Genomic DNA, 18,740 nt, shown 5'->3' with positions numbered 1-18,740 from the left:
CAGAATATGGAGGGAAGTCAATTGAAAAGATCTAAAAGAATTGAAGCCTTAGATAAAAGGGCTGTAAATTTAGATGGCTATATTAATGAGTGGCCAGAAATGGGCTTTGTTGCTATGAGCAGCCCATATGACCCAAAACCATCCATTAAAGTACAGGATGGCATAATTGTTGAAATGGACGGAAAAACAAGGGATGAGTTCGATTTTATCGACCAGTTTATTGCAGATTACGCAATTAATATCGACCGTACGGAACATTCCATGAGTGTTCCATCTTTAGATATTGCCCGGATGATCGTAGATATCAATGTTTCCAGAAAAGAAATTTTGGAATTGGTTTCCGGTATTACACCAGCAAAAATGACAGAAGTAATGAATCATCTGAATGTAGTGGAACTGATGATGGGGATGCAGAAAATGCGTGCCAGAAAAATCCCTGGAAACCAAGCTCACATTACCAACCTGAAAGACGATCCAGTTCAGATCGCTGCGGACGCGGCGGAAGGCGCACTGCGTGGATTCTCAGAAGAAGAAACCACAATGGGGGTTGCCCGCTACGCTCCATTAAGCGCTATGGCACTGTTGATTGGTTCCCAATGCGGTAGAAAAGGAGTATTGACCCAGTGTTCAGCGGAAGAAGCAACCGAACTGGAACTGGGTATCCGTGGACTGACAACTTATGCAGAAACCTTGTCCGTTTATGGAACAGAACGTGTTTTTGTAGATGGCGATGATACCCCATACTCCAAAGCGTTTTTGAATTCTGCTTATGCTTCCAGAGGGCTGAAAGTTCGTTTTACTTCTGGTTCTGGCTCCGAAGTTTTAATGGGATACAGTGAAAAGAAATCCATGTTATATCTGGAATGCCGTTGCCTGTATGTAACCAAAGGCGGCGGTTCTCAAGGAATTCAAAATGGTTCTGTAAGCTGTATTGGTGTTACAGGCTCTGTGCCAAGCGGTATCCGAGAAGTTATTGCGGAAAACCTAGTAGCTGCTATGCTTGGTTTGGAATGTGCTTCTTCCAACGACCAGAGCTTCTCCAACTCCGATATGAGAAGAACTGCTAGAACTATGCTGCAATTTTTACCAGGAACCGACTTTATCTTCTCTGGCTATGCGGCAGAACCAAACTATGACAATATGTTCGCTGGTTCTAACTTTGACGCAGAAGATTTTGACGATTACAATGTATTACAACGGGATATGCAGGTAGATGGCGGCCTCCGTCCAGTAAAAGAAGAAGAGGTAATCCGGGTAAGGAACACTGCGGCTAAAGCAGTACAGGCTGTCTTTAAACAGTTAGGAATTGCAGAAGTAACCGATGAGCAGGTAGAAGCGGTTACTTATGCCCACGGCAGTAAGGATACCTTGGACCGTGACGTTGCAGCAGACCTGGTTGCGGCGGATGATGTATTAAAACGTGGCATTACTGGTATTGATGTAGTAAGAGCATTAGCTGACAGCGGTTTCTCCGAACTGGCTGACAGTGTTTTAAATATGCTCAAAGCCCGTGTAACTGGTGACTATATGCAAACAGCGGCAATTTTGGATACCAACTTTAACGCTGTTTCCGGTGTAAATACTCCAAACGACTATATGGGGCCTGGTACTGGCTACCGTGTAGAGGGAGAACGTTGGGAAGAAATCAAGCGGATTCCGCACATTATCGACCCAAATCAGATATAAGGAGGTTACCGGTATGCAAGTCAATGAAAATTTAATCAAGCAGATTACAGCTGCTGTTTTACAACAGATACAAACAGAGTTAAACCAACCCACTTCTGTGGATTCCGGTTCCAGTTCCTTACAGGGCAGAGAACGTATCAATCCACAAAAAACTTCCTATAAAGGCTATCCTATCGCCCAAAAAGGGACAAACCCAAAAGAAGTTGTTATTGGCGTAGGCGCTGCGTTCCAAAGGGAGATCAAAAAAACAATCTGTGGTTTGGACCTGAACGAAGTCATCCGCAACCTAAAAGCAGGGATTGAAGAAGAAGGCATGGTTCCAAGGGTAGTGAAAGTGCTGAAAACTTCCGACGTTTCGTTTATTGGATTGGAAGCCGCAAAACTCAGCGGTTCCGGCATTGGCATCGGGCTGCAATCCAAAGGGACAGCAATCATTCACCAAAAGGATTTATATCCCCTCTCCAACCTGGAACTGTTCCCACAGGCTCCATTGATGACATTGGAAACCTACCGTAAAATTGGGCAAAATGCTGCCAAATATGTGAAAGGCGAGCAGGTTACCCCAATTAAGAGCATCAACGACCCAATGGTTCGCCCAAAATACCAGGTAAAAGCGGCTTTGATGCACATTGCTGAAACAGAACAGGTAGACCTGGATATGCCAGCGATTGAATGGGAGGAAGCATAATCATGAAATATCCATTTGCACAATATGAAGCAGATAAAATCACATCCAAAACAGGAAAAAAATTATCCGACATTACCCTGGAAGAAGTAAAAAGAGGGAATGTCAGTGCGGAAGACATTAAAATTTCCAAAGAAACTTTGTCCGCGCAGGGTCAGGTGGCAATGGAAGCAGGAAATCCTTCCATGCAGAAAAACTTTGAACGTGCCGCTGAGTTGGTAGACGTACCAGACGAAGTAATCTTAAAAATGTATGATAAACTCCGTCCAAACCGTTCCACAAAAATGGAACTGGTTTTAATGGCAAAAGAATTGTTGGAAACCTATCATGCTCCTCATTGCGCCAAACTGGTTTTGGAGGCAGCTGAGATCTATGAAAAGAGAGGCATCTTATTAAAATGATTTTAGCAGGTGTTGATATTGGGAACTCGACAACTGAAGTATGCGTGGCTTCTGTTGACCAGAATGGTCAATTAGAATTTCTTTCCAGTGCGGCAAAAGTAACAACGGGTACCAAAGGGACGGTTGCCAATGTACACGGTATCAAAGCAGCCCTTGCAGAAGCGATGTCCAAAGTGGGCATGGGAATCCATCAATTGGATTTAATTCGGCTCAATGAGGCTGCCCCCGTTATTGGGGACACTGCAATGGAAACCATCACGGAAACCATTATCACTGAGTCCTCGATGATTGGCCATAATCCATCTACCCCCGCAGGTGCTGGACAGGCTGTAGGACAGTTATTATTCATTGAGCACATCCACCAGGCACAGCCAGGTATCCCCTATATTGTAGCGGCTTCTTCTGAGCATCCTTATGAAGAAGTGGCGGCACTGTTAAATCAGTATGAGAGTTCCCTTCAAGTAGAAGGTTTAATCTTACAGGCAGATGAAGCTGTTCTGGTCGAAAACAGGATTCACAAAAAAATCCCAATCATTGATGAAGTGCGGAAAATTACCGCTGTTCCAGAAGGAAAACTCGCTGCTATTGAAGTGGCACTTTCCGGCCAGAGCATCCGCATGCTGAGCAATCCTTATGGAATTGCTACCTTGTTGCAGCTAAATGCGGAGGAAACCCGCCTGGTTACCCCAATTGCAAAAAGCTTAATTGGCAAGAGAAGTGCTGTAGTAATTAAAACCCCAAACGGAAATGTACAAGAAAATGTACTTCCAGCGGGTGAAATTTATATCCAAGGTGATAAAAACCAGACCATCAATGTAGACGAAGGTGCGGAAAAAATCTTGGAAGCATTGCAGAATGCAGGACAGGTTTGGGATATCAGCGGCCAGCCAAATACCAATGTTGGCAATATGTTCTCCAAAATCAAAACCAGTATGAGCGAGGTAAGCGGTGAAAACAACCAGCAAATTCGGGTAACTGATATTTTGGCAGTGGATACCCTTGCCCCTGTAGCAATTTCTGGCGCGTTAGCTGGGGAAACCTGTATGGAAAAAGCAGTTGGAATTGCTGCTATGGTAAAAACCCAACAGCTTCCTATGCAGCAAATTGCGGAACAATTACGGGAAGAACTCCACACAGAAGTAAAGGTGGCTGGTGTTGAGGCGATTATGGCAAGTTTAGGTGCTATGACAACACCAGGAACAGAACTACCCCTTGCTATCCTAGATATGGGTGGTGGTTCTACCGATGCCGCTGTGTTAAACCAAGATGGTTCTGTCAACATAACTCATCAAGCAGGTGCTGGCGAATTGGTTACCATGTTAATTCAGACTGAACTGGGATTAAATGCCCGCTCTACAGCTGAACTCATTAAGCGTTATCCATTGGCAAAAGTGGAAAGCCTATTCCATTTGAGGTTAGAAAATGGTGAAATGCAATTTTTTGATGAATCAATTGACCCTCGTCTATTCGGACATGTTATTCTATTAACGGAAGACCGTTTTATCCGAATTGATGAAGAGATCCCAATGGAAAAAATTGTACAAGTCCGTAAAGAAGCAAAACGGAAAGTATTTGTCACCAATGCAATCCGTGCCCTTGGGAAGGTGGCAGTTGACCATCAAATTAAAAATATTGGCAATGTAGTTCTGGTTGGTGGTTCTGCGGAGGATTTTGAAATTCCGGAAATGTTGATGGAAGAACTAGCAAACTACCGGATTGTTTGTGGACGAGGCAATATCCGTGGTAGCGAAGGCCCAAGGAACGCTGTAGCTACCGGACTAGTTATGTCCTATGTAGGAGAACAAAAATAATATCGCTATCCCCTTTTTAGCTGGACGAAAAGAGCTCCAACGCAAAATACGATGCTGAGGTTGATACTATGGTAGTGAAAAAACCATCTATTCTGGTATATGTAAACCATCCAGATGAAACAATATTAAAAGAAGTATGTGCTGGCATTGAGGAAGAAGGCGTATTATTTACGGTGGAACAACAGCAACAAGAGGATTTACAGGAGCTCTCGTTTGAGGCTGCTAAAAATTCTATGTTAGGTTCTGGAATTGGAATTGTAGATGACCATATTGCGCTACAAATTTCCAACATCGCAAAATCCAAAAATCCATTTGTCTTTTATCATGCCTCCAAACTCCAGTGCAGGTTAATCGGGGCGAATAGTGCCCGAGTTGTCAAGAAAAAACCGTTAAAAAACTTATAATATAAACCTGATGGTTCCAGTTCAACAGTAGTATGGAATCCATCAGGTTTTTGTGTTGTTCAGTTTCCAAATATTAAATGATTGTACAGCATCATGTAACCAATCCCGTTTATCATACAAAAAGGGCATGTGAAATTAACCTTCATTTTTCATTACAAAATAGTAATTCTTCCCCTATTTCAATGGTTTTGATTTCATATTTTTCGTTGAATTAAAACTTCAAAAAGCACATCTCATTTGCATGAAAATTTATTTGCTGATTAAAATCAAACCAACTGCGCAGATTGCCATACCTATCATCTGCCGTAGGGAAATTACTTCTTTATACAATAAAACTCCTACTATAAGTAATACACATGCCAGCCCGATATTGGTTACTAAGGAACCGACGCTTACTTTCCAACCTGCACGGTAAAGATTGATATATCCAAACTCAAGTGCCACAATGGCAATGCCAAATACAATAGAGGTCCAGTTAATTTTACTAAACTCTGACATCAAGTTTTTATTGGGAGACGTTATGAAAAACAGCACCATCGCTAAAAGAGCGGCTACCAAATAGGTTACAACAAGGGACGCGAATGAATTCACATTTTGCGGTGTTGATTTCGCTGCAATATTATAAAAAGTATTTGCTCCAATTACTACTAAAACTGGCCAGAGATAATTCCACATTCGTTTTTCCTCCTTATATTTTTAAAGTTAGTGAAATAGCTGATATTACTAATAATACAGCGCAGATTATTGGATCCAATAAAAATTTAGTATCCATAATTCGGACTTTTTTATTTCATAATACAGAGCCTAGTAGTATAAAATACAAATGATATTTTATCGTTTTATTTTTTGTTTTGATAACAAAAAATGCCGCAAGCAAAAAACCTTTGCTTGCGGTAGGTGTTCACCCGACTTTTTATCCCTAGGCACTATCGTAAAATAAAACAGTTACCATTTTATGAATCTTTTCACCATATGTTAAGTATAACATATTGTTTATGTAATGGAAAGGGGTTTTTATGAATATTTATACGAAAAATGGCGATCAAGGAAATTCTACTTTGATAAACGGGAAACAAATTCCTAAATATGATGAACGGTTCCATCTGCTGGGTTCTATTGATGAACTAACCAGTCAGATTGGAATGGTAAAGATCAAAAGTGACCATCGGCTGCAAGCAAATTTGACCCATATCCAAAAATTATTAATGACAATCATGGCATCGGTTGCTGACACTACTAACCCGGATTATCTGTTGGACGAAACTGAAGTTACTTGGCTGGAACAACAAATTGACCAGATAGAACAATCTTTTCCTAGGAAAAAAGAATTTATCCTACCAGGAGAAACCGAGTTATCTACCCGCTTAGATGTAGCCCGAACTGTATGCCGCAGGGCAGAACGTTGGATGGCAGCGGTTAACAGCAAATATCATGTAGACCAAACTTCGATGAAATTTATCAACCGCCTCTCTGACTACCTTTATATAGAAGGCAGATATGCCGATTATCTTGATTAATACAAGAAAATGCCGGGGCATTTTGGTTTATCTCTTATATTTTAATCGTATATAACATCTTTTCCATTATAATATTTTCAATGGAAACACTACAACTAGCATCGTTTTAAGTAGTTCTAACCTAAATACAATGTGTGTCTTTTTAACGGGCTACATTAGGGCTTTCTCACAGTTTTTATTTTTCATCCGTTATAATACTGCTACCATTATGTCAAGAATTATATGGAGTAATTTTGTACTAGCATTTTACTGATAACCTGTCCTGATGGAATTTCTACCCGTTCCGCTAACTGCATAGCTTGTTCATGCCTTATGATTCTATTGTCTTGCTTTTACAATAGAATCATATTATAATAGAACAAAAAATCTATGTTGTTCAAACAACAAAATGGAGAAAAAATATGGTAACTCAATTCATGGCAAACCATCCTTTGTTTTGTAATATACCCCAACAGGCGATACCATCTATTTTAGAGCAGCTGAATTGCCGAACAGAAAATTTTAAAAAGGGTGCTATTCTTTGTCATATAGGGGACTATGTACAGTCTATGGGAGTAGTTCTTTCCGGCAGTATTAATATCGAAAATAATGATATCTGGGGAAACAAAAATATTCTTGCTAACATCACACCAGGGCAGGTATTTGCGGAAACCTATGCCTGTATCCCAAACGAGGCATTAATGGTAACCGTAACAGCAGCGGAGGATTCCCAAGTATTGTGGATAGCAATTGGAAAAGCGCTGCTCCCCTCTCCAACAAATCCGTATTTTCCAGTGTTAATTAAAAATCTGCTGTCTATTATGGCATCCAAAAACCTGCACCTAACCCGTAAAATTAATCACACTTCTTCTAAAACAATCCGTGGAAGAATACTTTCCTATCTTTCTTTTCAAGCAACCAAACAAGGAAAACAATCCTTTAAAATTCCTTTTAACCGCCAGCAGCTGGCAGATTATCTAGAAGTTGACCGCAGTGCCTTATCCAACGAATTAAGCAAAATGCAAAAAGAAGGGTTGTTGACCTACCATTTAAATCAGTTCCATTTAAACAAGATTTAATTCCTGTTTATCGAATAGGAATAATGAAAATAATTTTTACGAAAAAGAAATAAATTTTACAACTTATGCTGATTTATGCGTTTTTAACTTTACAATCGAGCAAAATTTGTTATAATCTAGTAGTTAGTTTAAATTAACTTGTTAAATGGAGGCTTTATGAATCTACTTTTGATGAGCAAATTATTATCCATCATTTCTGTTTTATTATTACTAGTTTGTATGCTGGCTCCGGTTAAAAAAACCGCTTTTGCACAGAAGCATCCCATTGTGAAGTCTATTTTAAAACACCATAGTATATATGGAATCCTGCTATTGATTATAACTTTATTCCATGGTATTTTAGCGGGAAACCAGCCTGGAATGATTAGTGGTAAAATAGCATGGATGATTCTTCTACTTCTGATTATTTTTTCCATTCCTAAAAATAAAATGAACTCTCCTATTTGGAAAAAAATTCATGTTATTATCTCTATTCTCTTATGTCTTATTGTTATCTTCCATATCGTAATTGCGTTTATTTGACGTTGCATGTAAAATCAGATAAAATAGAAACGTATTTATTTTATCAGGAGGATTTTATGAATATTCTAATCATTGACGCTTGCATACGAGAAGAAACCTCTCGCACCAAAAAACTATTGGATCAAGCAATTACTACGATTCAGCAAGTACATCCAGAAGCGAATATCGAAACAGTTTCGTTGGCACAAACCAATTTAAACTGGTTTGACTATCAATCTTTAAAAGAAAGGGATGCCTTGTTGGCGCAAAAAAAGTTGGAGCATCCTCGTTTCCAGCTGGCTCACCAATTCGCACAAGCTGACGGGATTGTAATCGCGGCACCTTATTGGGATGCCAGTTTTCCCGCTATTTTAAAAGTGTATATTGAACATATTTCGGTAGAAGGTATTACCTTTGGCTGTAACAGCGATGGTTTATATGGTATGTGTAATGCGAATTATATGCTCTACCTCACCACCAGAGGGAGTACCGCAGCGGAATTTGAGCAGGCAACCCCATATTTAAAAGCTCTTTGCTTCCAGTTTGGAATCCCTTCCTTTTTGGATATTTCCGCAGACGGATTGGATGAGTTCAACGTGGATTCCAACGCTGTGTTGCAAGAGGCTCTTACCAATACAAAGCTGTTATGTGAAAAACTATAGGATAAATCGATTCCCCAGTGCAAACTGGGGATTTTTTATGGGCTTTTTCCCTATCTTTTCAAAAAAGTTTCCAATATGGTTATATGTCATAAAAAACCAGAAACAAATCATCTACCACCGTTGTTCCATTTTTTCCATCGTGCTATGATAAAAACAACCTGTTAAAAATAAATAATGATTCTATTATTTTAACAGTAATTCTAGCAAATTAAGCCAACAAAACAGGATGGGGGTGAATAGTTAGGTAATTGAAAACTACCAAAATAGGCTTATCATTGCTGGATGGTCCTGTACTGCTGCAAACAGAGCGGACTTGAAAAGGAACTTTTTCAATGCACAAGTGAGGAAAAAATGAGGTGAATCATGAACAAGAAAAAATTATGGAAAAAGCTACTGGCTGGCTTAACAGCCGGTATTGTCGCTGTTTCCGCATTATCCATTAACGTCAATGTATTGGCGGCGGAATCAGATGAAACAAGTAATACCGATAATCTGTTGATTAATTCGTTTCTAAATCCAGATGATACTTCTGGTCTAATGGCCCGTTACTGGTTCCCAGACGCAGGTGCTGGATACGACAGTGACGGTGATGGTCGTGGAGATTATATTTACATGGTTGAAGATATGATCAACGAATTTATTGAAGCTGGTTTTGGCGGTGTAGAACTGACCATGCTGGCTGATAATGCGGATTACTACGATGTTGGTGGAAGCGAATTGGCTTCAAAAATCGGCTGGGGCACCGAGGCATGGTCCAACATTATTGCTGCCGCAGTGGATACGGCAAACCAATACAAAGAAAAAACTGGACAGGAATTTATTGTTGATGTTACCATCACTGCACACTGGCCAATGATTATTAATACCATTGATCCAAATGATGATAATCAGCAACAAGAACTTTCCTATACTTATCAAAAATTAACAGCTGCTGACCTGGGATTGACAAGGGCAGCCAGGAATGATGTTTACCTTGACCTTCCTGCTATGAAAACCAAGGATGAATCCAATACCGATACCAACCGCTCTACTTTTATCTTTACCGATAAGCTGGTTTCTACGGTAGCGGCAAAAGTTGCTTCTGTTGACCAGAAAGGCAATCCAGTATTGGACTATGATTCAATTGTAAATTTAACAGATTATGCTAAAAAAACTGAAGCATATTCTGCTGGTATTCCAAATCCTGATTGGACTTTTATGAAACTGGTTGATGATGGTGACGGATACTACGAATGGGAATACTACACCGCAGAACAAGCACAAGCGCAATTGGGCGTTAAATTGTTAACAGAACCCGTTGCTTTGGATCCAAACGATCCAGGAAGATATTTGGATGACGCTACCATTACTGTTAAAAAATCCACTTTTAGTAGTACCGTTACCATTGTATACGCAGATGGAACCACAACCTCTTTTGAAACCGGCGGCCCTGCTGGCAACCAAGGGATTGGCGAAACATGGTTCCCCGCAAACACTGCTGTTACAGTAACTGAAAAAGATGGAAAAACTTATTATTCTACTGAGGGTGTTGACCCTAACCTGATTTTAGTTGTAAACGCTGATTATTTTGGAGAAAAACGTATTGCTGAAACAGGAATTATGGCGGATACCCAATATGAATACTATGTTAATGGTAACAAAATGAAAGAAGCATTGGGCGAGGAAGTGCTTGCCGGTTTGGATTCTGACGACAATATCGAAGCTGGCGACTATGTGCTGGTAAATACTTACCGTCGTGGTACAGGCCAGGTTGCTTCCGGCGGTGAAAATATCACAATGGAAGGGAAAACCTATGCTATTGATTACTTCAATTCCGATGGCGCAAACGAAGTGTTGCGTTATTGGAATGAAAACATCCTTCCACATGTATACACAAGAGAAGATGGCTCTACCACTACCGTACAGGCAGCATTGGAGAAAAACGGCGGCACCATTTTTGAAGATTCCATTGAATTAAGCCATACTGGACAATTGTGGTCCAAAAACCTGTTAGACAATTTTGCTTCCTATAATGGCTACAGTATTGCTCCATACGCAAGTTTAATTGCTGGTTTAAGTTGCAACGATACCACAGCTGCTAATAGAATCAATGAGGATTACAGCCAAACATTGTCTTACCAATACACCCACGAACATAATGCTGTAATTAGCGATTGGGCAAAAGGATTTGGCTATAGCTACCGTGCACAGGGACATGGTTTAAGCGCAGTGGATGCTGGTGATTCCGCTTTGGCTGCTGATATTCCGGAATCCGATAATGGCTCTGATGGCAACGGAACCCGTACCATTGCCGGAGCTGTAAACTTAAATCCAGACCAACACTATATGTCTATGGAAGCTTTGACCTTTGGTACAGGCTTTAGTGAAACTCCTGCATGGTACTATTGCCTGAATACATTAAACCGTTATTATTCCGAAGGGGTAAACAGGGTTATTTTACATGGTACTCCATTTAAAAAATCATACACAGATTATGATAAACAGTGGCCAGGCTGGACCTTTATGAGCTTTATGGCTTGGAACAGCCGTCAGACTTGGTGGGATGATGTGGATATCTTCACAGATTATATTGCTCGTGTGCAAGGTATTCTGCAAGACGGAACCGCAAAAATACCAGTCGCAATCCTGAAAGATGCTGCAAATTCCAATTTATCTGCTTCTGAACTGATGTCCAATGAACAAGATATGGTGGGGAAAGGTTATACCTACAATATCCTGACCAAAGGTATGATTGAAAGCGAATATGCTGCTACAACTACCAATGAGGATGGAAAAACTGTATTATCCTCTGAAGCGGAATATCAAGTTCTGATTCTGGATAATATCTCTAAGATGTCTGTAGAAGCAATGCAAAAAATCGTAGATTTCGCAAAAGCTGGTTTGACCATCGTGGATAACAACGGAAATATCAACGCTGTTTACGGCACTTCTTACAACGGCGAGGATGAAACCATCCAAAGCCTATATGCGGAACTGCAACAACAGCCATCCTATGTAAAGGTTTCTTCTGATGATGAAGCGCTTGCGTACATTGAGGAAAACATTGACTCGGGTGTTTCCTACGATGCGAAATGGCTGGAATCTACCCGTTTCGACGATGTTGACGGAAGCAAATACTATCTAATGTACAACGAATCCGATGAATCCGCATCTAGCGAACACGGTGGTGGCCCTGGCGAAGAAGCCGGTGATATTTCCACCATGGTTACTTTAAAAGGGAATGGTGCTCCTTACAAACTGGATACAGCCACCGGAGAAGTAACTGCTATCACAAACTACACATCCAACAATGGAACCGTAAGCTTCCAGTTGGATATTGAAGAAGGCGACCTGTTCTATATTGTAGTTTCTGATAATGAAGCAATTGCCGCACAGGCAATTATTCCAGAAGAAACGGCAGAACAAACTACAATCGAATTGGGTGGAGAAAATACTTGGAACCTGGATCTGCAAAGCTGGGGACCATTGACCGAAGGCAACACAGATGAGGACGGCAATTTAATCGACCCAACTTTATCTGAAAAAATTGATCTGAACGGTTTAACCACAACTCTGGTAAACTGGAAAGATTTAAGCCTAACCGAAGAACAACTAAACACTTTGGGGGTTAGCAAGGCTTCTGATATTTCTGGTATTGGAACCTATAGTATTACTGTAAACGTTCCAAACTACGGTGATCAAGCAAAAATTTGGGCAGTGCTCAACTACGATTATAACAATCTTTATAATGCGGTAACCCAGATTACTGTCACAAACTCCAATGGTACTACTGATGTAGAAGGAATTAACCCTCTGCACCATTACCTGGATTTAGGCACTATTTTAACCCCAGGAGAAAACACCATCACCATTAAAGTATGTGGCGATTTGGAAAACCGCAAAAATGCGTCTAATTCTGCTGCAACAATGATGGCAGCCGATGCACCAGCACCTCCAGGAGGAGGCCCAGGTGGCCCAGGTGGTTCTTCCACATCTGAAAATGGATTGACCAACGCTAGCCTGAACCTCTACACAGTAGGTGAAGTGAATAAAATCGATAAACACATTCTGGAACAAGTAATTGCAAACGCGGAAGAATGCGTTGCCAATGGTGAGGTAGATAACGCTATTACCAGCGTGCAAAAATCTTTCAATGAAGCTCTGGAAAACGCAAAGGCTGTTTATCAGGATGAATCCGCATCCCAGACAGCTGTTGACCAGGCTTGGCTAACCCTATTAAAAGAAATCCAAAAATTAGGATTCATCGCAGGGGATACCACCAATTTGAACCTGTTAATCGAATACGCGGAATCCCTAGTTCCAGAACAATATGTGGACTTCTCCGCAGTGGAAACAGCATTGAATTCCGCAAAAGAAGTAGTGCCTGGCGAAGCAATGAAAGACGAAGTGCAACAAGCTACGGATACTTTATTAAACGCTTTGTTGGATTTGAGATTGAAAGCGGATAAATCCGTATTGGAACAGGTTATTGCAGAAGCAAATAGCAAAGACGCAACCTCATACACAGCAGAAAGCTACGCAGTATTGACATCAGCAGTAGAAAAAGCAACTAATGTATTAGCTGACGAAAACGCTACACAACAAGATGTTGACACAGCAGTTGAATCCGTACAAACCGCAATAGATGGTTTAGTTGCATTGTCTGGAACCCCTGTTGAAGCTCCAACAGAAAATAATGCTGTTGACCAAACAACTCAAACTGGACAGGAAACTACAACCACAAAAGCAAATGCTGCTAAAACTGGCGATGTTGCTCCAATTGCAATGATTGCCACTTTCGTAGCTGCTGCTGGCACTTTAATGTTCGTAAACAAAAAAAGAAAATAATATTTGCTTTTAAACTATGGACTGAATCGTTTACAAAATTAGTATTCGTGCCATATAAAACAGACCTCGAAATAACGGGGTCTGTTTTTTTACCTAATAATAAACCTCTTTCCTCTTAACCAGAAGATAATTTAATGGATTTCTATGATAATATTTTAATACTATCTAACAAACTTACACCAATAGTTATTAAGCATATAAAATCCTCTCATGAAAAAAATAAGAAAACTAAGAATGAAAACTTTTTATTTGTTAATTTACTTTCCTATTTCTAAAAAGAAGTGTCCCATAATTATTTTGGATAATGTGAATTTATTTTTCCATTTTTAATAAAATATTACCATTTTATTGTTGATTTACCTATTTTTTTCTTTTAAAATTCATTACTTTTACCTCTTGATTTTCTTTTTTTATCGTGCAATAATTATATCTGCTCCAATATATCCCATAAGATATATTAAGCTAAGGTGTACTTTTTAGTTCTAGTCATTATTTTTATTTTTTGCTCAAAATTTACTAGAAAATTTTGAGTTTTTTTCTGCCTGAAAAAGTACACATTTTCGGGTGGAAGGGGGCTTGCTACTAACACAATGTTCGCTTGCCCAAATGGGTGAAACAAACCACAAAAGAGAAGGAGGAATTTTTTAAATGAAAAAATTCAAACGAGTAATTGGATTGATTCTGGCAGTATGTATGCTGCTCTCTGTTTTTTCAATCCAAACTGGTGCTTTGCAAGGCGCAAAACTTACATTAAGTAATTTAAAAACCGAAGAATTAACCAACCCTCTTGGGGTGGATACTACAAACCCAAACTTTAGCTGGGTAATCCAATCCAGCGAAAGAGGTACGCTGCAAACCGCTTACCAAATTAAAGTATATCAGGAAAGCCCAGATGGCACAGTTGTATGGGATACTGGAAAGGTGACATCCCCAAATAGTATCAATGTAAAATATGAAGGTGATGCTCTGGCTTCTTCCACAAAATATTATTGGCAAGTAAAAGTATGGGATAATCACGGCAATGAAAGTGCATTCAGCGAACCTGCCTATTTTTCCACCGGTAAATTTGATCCTGAAACCGAATTAAAAGCGGATTGGATTACTTACAACGCAGATGCAGGAGAAGTGGATTATAATCCTATTAAAATCAAGTTTGACCAACCAATTACTGCCCAATACTTCCGTTTTGCGGTACAAAAAATGGGACTTCCTTCCACAGTAGGACAATATAGAACTAGAATTGCTGAAATCGAAGCTTACAATTCACAAACAGACCCAAATTATGAGAACAACCTGCTGTACAAAAAAAGTACTTCTACTCAAAACCAGGACAATGTATCCAAAATATGGAACAATTCCTATATCAATGATGGCGTTAGAGATTCTGTAAAAGTGCCAGCCGGATACCAATCCCGCTATGCCCTTGACCCAGACCTGCAAAATGAAAAATACATTGATGAAAATGGAGACTACATCAACAACTCCAACGGTAAAGTAAAAAGCTTTAATGACTGGGTTAACTTTAAACTGGGCTCTGATGTTACCATTGATGAAGTATGGATTTACCCTGCTTTAGGAAATGAAGCAATATCCGACCCATCAAAGGTTGCTGACTTCCCTTCCAGCTATACTGTATCTTTCACGAACAATGACTCACTCTATGCCGCAAAACCTTCCTTGACAGACAGTGGGGAAGATATTAATACCCAATGGGTTATCGGTGAACAGGTTGTAGACGCTGAAGCGCCTGCCAACGAGTTGCCAACAGGGAATTCCCTTCCTTTAATCGCTAAATCTTTTAATACTGACAGTGGTAAACAGATCAAATCCGCTACCCTCTATTCCAGCGGACTCGGCATCTATGAAATGCGGATTAATGGCAACAAGGTGACTGACAACGTTTTGGAACCTGGTTTGACCGAATATGAAAAATCTATTTTCTACAATACATATGATGTAACAGAACTGTTAAACAACGAAGGCGAAAACGTAATTGGTGCAATGCTTGGGAACGGCATCTATGATAACCCAAGGTATGCGTTGCGTTACAGTAAAGCTGACCGCACCAACGGCAAACTGAAACTGTACGCCCAATTGGAAATTACCTATGAAGACGGTTCTACTCAGACCATCCTTTCTGATGACAGCTGGAAATGGACCAACGGCCCAACCGTGCTTTCCCATTGGTATGGTGGTGAGGATTATGACGCACGTCTGGAACAGCCAGGATGGGATTCACCAGGGTTTGACTATTCCAATTGGCAGAACTGTGTGATTGAAAATACCATGCTCAGCTCCAGTGATGGCTCCGAAGTTCCTATGGGGGCATTTAAATCCAGAATGTACCCAGGTTCCAAAATCGTGGATACTCACGAAACAGTGAACTTCTATCACCCTGAAGAAAATGTATATGTATTCGATTTAGGTGTAAACTTCGCAGGATGGTTTGAACTGAATGCGACTCTGCCCGAAGGTACTAAATTGAAAATGCTTCCTGCGGAACAGTTCAATTCTTCTACCCAAAGGGTTAGCCAGGCTTCTTATGGGGAAACTCCATTATACGATACCTACATTTTTAAAGGGGACGAAAATGGGGAAACATGGCATCCAAACTTCATGTACCATGGATTTAGATGGCTGGAAGTTACCGTAATTGGGGATACTGATGTGGAACTTACCCCTGATATGATTCGCGGTTTGGAGATTATGGTTTCTAACGAACAAGTTGGTGAATTTGAAACTTCAGACCAAGATGTAAACGCAGTACATGATCTGATTTTACGTTCAGCTGAAAACAACATGTATGATACTTATACCGACTGCCCTCAAAGGGAAAAATTAGGCTGGATGGAACAAAGCCATCTGACCTATGAGCTTCTTTCTTACAATTATAATATTGCTGCTTACATGGAAAAAATCGCACAAGACCAAAGGGAAGGCCAATATGAAGACGGTTTAATGCCAAGTACCCTGCCTGGCTACTCTCCTCAAGGTGGTAACTATAATGACGATTTATCCTGGGGTGGAGCCGCTATTTTGGTTCCATGGTACACCTACGAAACCTATGGCGACAAACAGATTTTGGAAAAATCCTGGGATGCGATGCAGAAACTGATGCAGCATTATAACAACAGACGGGACAGCTATAAACAAGGACTTGATGAGGCGATTGCCGCTGATCCTAGCCTGAGTTACACTGACTTTGATTATGTACTTTACGATTACGGTCTGGGTGACTGGGGCGAATATCAGGGCGATCCATATGGAGTAAAAGTACAAACCCAAATTTCTCAATCAACTGTATTAATCACTACTCCAGTTTACGCCCAATTAGCAAAAACAATGTCCGAAATCGCTACCACTTTAGGTGATACAGAAAAAGCTGCAGAATACGCAACTTTATACGAAAACATTAAAGCAGAGTTTAACAAACTGTTCTTCAACTACGAAACAGGTATGTATAAAGGACCTGTAAAAGAAAATAACAAACAGCAGGAAGCATTCGCACCACTACAGGACTTTGACCTCCAATCTGTTTACTCATTGGCATTATTCAATGATTTGGTGCCAGAAGGCTATGAAGAAATGGTATTACAAAACCTGGTAAACAACATTGTAGAAAATGACTACCACCTGAACACAGGGGAAGTTACCCTGAAATATATGATTAGTGTATTAAGGGAAAATGGCTACAATGACCTGGTTTATAAAATGGCAATGAACGATACCATGCCTAGCTATACCTACTTTATTGGCAGAAACACATCCCTTCCAGAACACTGGAACGGAAGCGGCTCCCAAAGCCATATTATGATGGGTCATATTGACCAATGGTTCTATGAGGGAATTGGTGGTATTAACAACGATGGAATCGCATTTGAAAACTTCACCCTCTCCCCTTATATTCCAGAAGGTATGACATCCGCCAATACTGCTACTACAACAAAATACGGCGAGATCCGTTCTAATTGGAATTACACAGACGGCAATTTCAATTGGGAAGTTGTTGTTCCTACTAACACAACCGCTACTATCGTTATCCCTGTAAAAGACGCTACTGCTGTTACCGAAAGCGGAAATGACATCCTTGGCAAAGATGGTAACGGATTGACTTTTGCAGGTATTGATGAAAACGGATATTGTACCTATACAGTAGGCAGCGGCAGTTATCACTTCACAGCAACCGACAAAGCGCAGCCTTCCAAGACCATCCTCAACACTGTGATTGCATACGCAGAAGAACAACAAGCTGACCCAGCATTTGATAATGTAATTGCAGATGTTCAAAAATCCTTTACTGCAGCACTGGAAAATGCCAAAGCAGTTGCAGCCAATACAGGGGCAACTCAGGAAGAAGTAAATGCAGCATGGCAGACTCTGTTGAACGAAATCCATAAACTGGGCTTTGTCAAAGGTGATATTACTTCCTTACAAAAATTAGTTAACACAGCGAGCAGTTATGACTTAACTAAGTATGTGGAAGCTGGGCAAGCAGAATTTAAAGAAGCATTAGCAGCAGCACAAGAATTGCTGGCAGACAAAGACAATGCTTTAGCAAACGAGATTGAAACAGCAGAAACAAACCTGTTAAACGCAATGCTAAACCTGCGATTCAAAGCAGATAAATCCATATTGGAACAGGTTATTGCAGAAGCAAATAGCAAAGACGCAACCTCATACACAGCAGAAAGCTACGCAGTATTGACATCAGCATTAGAAAAAGCAACTAATGTATTAGCTGACGAAAACGCTACACAACAAGATGTTGACACAGCAGTTGAATCCGTACAAACCGCAATGGATGGTTTAGTTGCATTGTCTGTAACCCCTGTTGAAGCTCCAACAGAAAATAATGCTGTTGACCAAACAACTCAAACTGGACAGGAAACTACAACCACAAAAGCAAATGCTGCTAAAACTGGCGATGTTGCTCCAATTGCAATGGTTGTTACATTGGCAACAGCAGCTAGCGCTCTTGTACTGTTGAATAAAAAAAGAAAGTAATTGATTTTATACTTAACTATTTTATATGGTTAAAACCAATGATTTAATGCAAAAAAGGTCCCAAATTTGGGGCCTTTTTTGATGTTAAAAAACTGTAGTTCATTAACTGGGATTGTATGCTCTCTGTCTTAATCTGATGGAAATAATTTTTTTATCTGGAATCATTCTTAATAAATATCCTGTT

The 18,740-nt window shown here is 40.2% G+C and carries 12 protein-coding genes; 11 read left to right on the top strand and 1 reads right to left on the bottom strand.

Going from position 1 to position 18,740, the window contains the following annotated elements; genetic code table 11:
* The first annotated feature begins 6 nt into the window (after positions 1-6).
* The 5 genes from H8Z77_RS03145 to H8Z77_RS03125 all read left to right on the top strand — a co-directional run bounded on the left by H8Z77_RS03145 (position 7) and on the right by H8Z77_RS03125 (position 4,987).
* Complete coding sequence (locus H8Z77_RS03145) at positions 7-1,686, top strand: propanediol/glycerol family dehydratase large subunit (RefSeq protein ID WP_186996171.1); 1,680 nt, start codon at positions 7-9, stop codon at positions 1,684-1,686.
* A gap of 13 nt (positions 1,687-1,699) precedes the next feature.
* Positions 1,700-2,374, top strand: coding sequence for a propanediol/glycerol family dehydratase medium subunit (locus tag H8Z77_RS03140; protein ID WP_186996170.1), 675 nt, complete (start codon positions 1,700-1,702; stop codon positions 2,372-2,374).
* Positions 2,375-2,376: 2 nt separating this feature from the next.
* On the top strand, positions 2,377-2,772 hold the full coding sequence (locus H8Z77_RS03135; protein WP_069988710.1) for a diol dehydratase small subunit: 396 nt from the start codon (positions 2,377-2,379) through the stop codon (positions 2,770-2,772).
* Positions 2,769-4,583 (top strand): diol dehydratase reactivase subunit alpha, encoded by a 1,815-nt coding sequence (locus H8Z77_RS03130; protein ID WP_186996169.1) that lies wholly within the window; start codon positions 2,769-2,771, stop codon positions 4,581-4,583. The genes H8Z77_RS03135 and H8Z77_RS03130 overlap by 4 nt, the downstream gene beginning before the upstream one ends.
* Positions 4,584-4,651: 68 nt before the next feature.
* Positions 4,652-4,987, top strand: a complete 336-nt coding sequence (locus H8Z77_RS03125; RefSeq protein ID WP_069988708.1) for a glycerol dehydratase reactivase beta/small subunit family protein — start codon at positions 4,652-4,654, stop codon at positions 4,985-4,987.
* Positions 4,988-5,236: 249 nt separating this feature from the next.
* Here H8Z77_RS03125 and H8Z77_RS03120 read toward each other — a convergent pair whose 3' ends face one another.
* The gene (locus H8Z77_RS03120; RefSeq protein ID WP_186996168.1) at positions 5,237-5,662 is read right to left on the bottom strand and encodes an EamA family transporter; all 426 of its coding nucleotides are present in this window, start codon (positions 5,660-5,662) and stop codon (positions 5,237-5,239) included.
* Between the two features lie 341 nt (positions 5,663-6,003).
* On the opposite strand from H8Z77_RS03120, the gene H8Z77_RS03115 reads away from it, so the two are divergent.
* From H8Z77_RS03115 to H8Z77_RS03090, 6 genes are all read left to right on the top strand, one after another.
* Complete coding sequence (locus H8Z77_RS03115; protein WP_186996167.1) at positions 6,004-6,504, top strand: cob(I)yrinic acid a,c-diamide adenosyltransferase; 501 nt, start codon at positions 6,004-6,006, stop codon at positions 6,502-6,504.
* Positions 6,505-6,905: 401 nt separating this feature from the next.
* Positions 6,906-7,562: a Crp/Fnr family transcriptional regulator gene (locus H8Z77_RS03110; protein WP_069988705.1), complete on the top strand. Its 657-nt coding sequence runs from the start codon at positions 6,906-6,908 to the stop codon at positions 7,560-7,562.
* Positions 7,563-7,718: 156 nt separating this feature from the next.
* On the top strand, positions 7,719-8,084 hold the full coding sequence (locus tag H8Z77_RS03105; RefSeq protein WP_069988704.1) for a hypothetical protein: 366 nt from the start codon (positions 7,719-7,721) through the stop codon (positions 8,082-8,084).
* Positions 8,085-8,140: 56 nt separating this feature from the next.
* Positions 8,141-8,725 carry an NAD(P)H-dependent oxidoreductase gene (locus H8Z77_RS03100; RefSeq protein WP_186996166.1) on the top strand — a complete coding sequence of 195 codons (585 nt, stop codon included), beginning with the start codon at positions 8,141-8,143 and terminating at the stop codon, positions 8,723-8,725.
* 363 nt (positions 8,726-9,088) lie between these two features.
* Positions 9,089-13,552: a glycosyl hydrolase gene (locus H8Z77_RS03095; RefSeq protein ID WP_186996165.1), complete on the top strand. Its 4,464-nt coding sequence runs from the start codon at positions 9,089-9,091 to the stop codon at positions 13,550-13,552.
* 648 nt (positions 13,553-14,200) lie between these two features.
* Positions 14,201-18,556 carry a family 78 glycoside hydrolase catalytic domain gene (locus H8Z77_RS03090; protein ID WP_186996164.1) on the top strand — a complete coding sequence of 1,452 codons (4,356 nt, stop codon included), beginning with the start codon at positions 14,201-14,203 and terminating at the stop codon, positions 18,554-18,556.
* The last annotated feature ends 184 nt before the right edge of the window (positions 18,557-18,740 follow it).

Source organism: Clostridium facile, assembly GCF_014297275.1.
GTDB classification, from domain to species: domain Bacteria; phylum Bacillota; class Clostridia; order Oscillospirales; family Ruminococcaceae; genus Massilioclostridium; species Massilioclostridium facile.
This window is presented reverse-complemented; position numbering and strand designations above follow the sequence as displayed.

Excerpts from the sequence above, each read along its gene's own strand:
- H8Z77_RS03135 (WP_069988710.1), top strand. The coding sequence starts at position 2,377 with ATGAAATATCCATTTGCACAATATGAAGCAGATAAAATCACATCCAAA.
- H8Z77_RS03130 (WP_186996169.1), top strand. The coding sequence starts at position 2,769 with ATGATTTTAGCAGGTGTTGATATTGGGAACTCGACAACTGAAGTATGC.
- H8Z77_RS03110 (WP_069988705.1), top strand. The coding sequence starts at position 6,906 with ATGGTAACTCAATTCATGGCAAACCATCCTTTGTTTTGTAATATACCC.
- H8Z77_RS03140 (WP_186996170.1), top strand. The coding sequence starts at position 1,700 with ATGCAAGTCAATGAAAATTTAATCAAGCAGATTACAGCTGCTGTTTTA.
- H8Z77_RS03120 (WP_186996168.1), bottom strand. The coding sequence starts at position 5,662 with ATGTGGAATTATCTCTGGCCAGTTTTAGTAGTAATTGGAGCAAATACT.
- H8Z77_RS03105 (WP_069988704.1), top strand. The coding sequence starts at position 7,719 with ATGAATCTACTTTTGATGAGCAAATTATTATCCATCATTTCTGTTTTA.
- H8Z77_RS03125 (WP_069988708.1), top strand. The coding sequence starts at position 4,652 with ATGGTAGTGAAAAAACCATCTATTCTGGTATATGTAAACCATCCAGAT.
- H8Z77_RS03115 (WP_186996167.1), top strand. The coding sequence starts at position 6,004 with ATGAATATTTATACGAAAAATGGCGATCAAGGAAATTCTACTTTGATA.
- H8Z77_RS03145 (WP_186996171.1), top strand. The coding sequence starts at position 7 with ATGGAGGGAAGTCAATTGAAAAGATCTAAAAGAATTGAAGCCTTAGAT.
- H8Z77_RS03100 (WP_186996166.1), top strand. The coding sequence starts at position 8,141 with ATGAATATTCTAATCATTGACGCTTGCATACGAGAAGAAACCTCTCGC.
- H8Z77_RS03090 (WP_186996164.1), top strand. The coding sequence starts at position 14,201 with ATGAAAAAATTCAAACGAGTAATTGGATTGATTCTGGCAGTATGTATG.
- H8Z77_RS03095 (WP_186996165.1), top strand. The coding sequence starts at position 9,089 with ATGAACAAGAAAAAATTATGGAAAAAGCTACTGGCTGGCTTAACAGCC.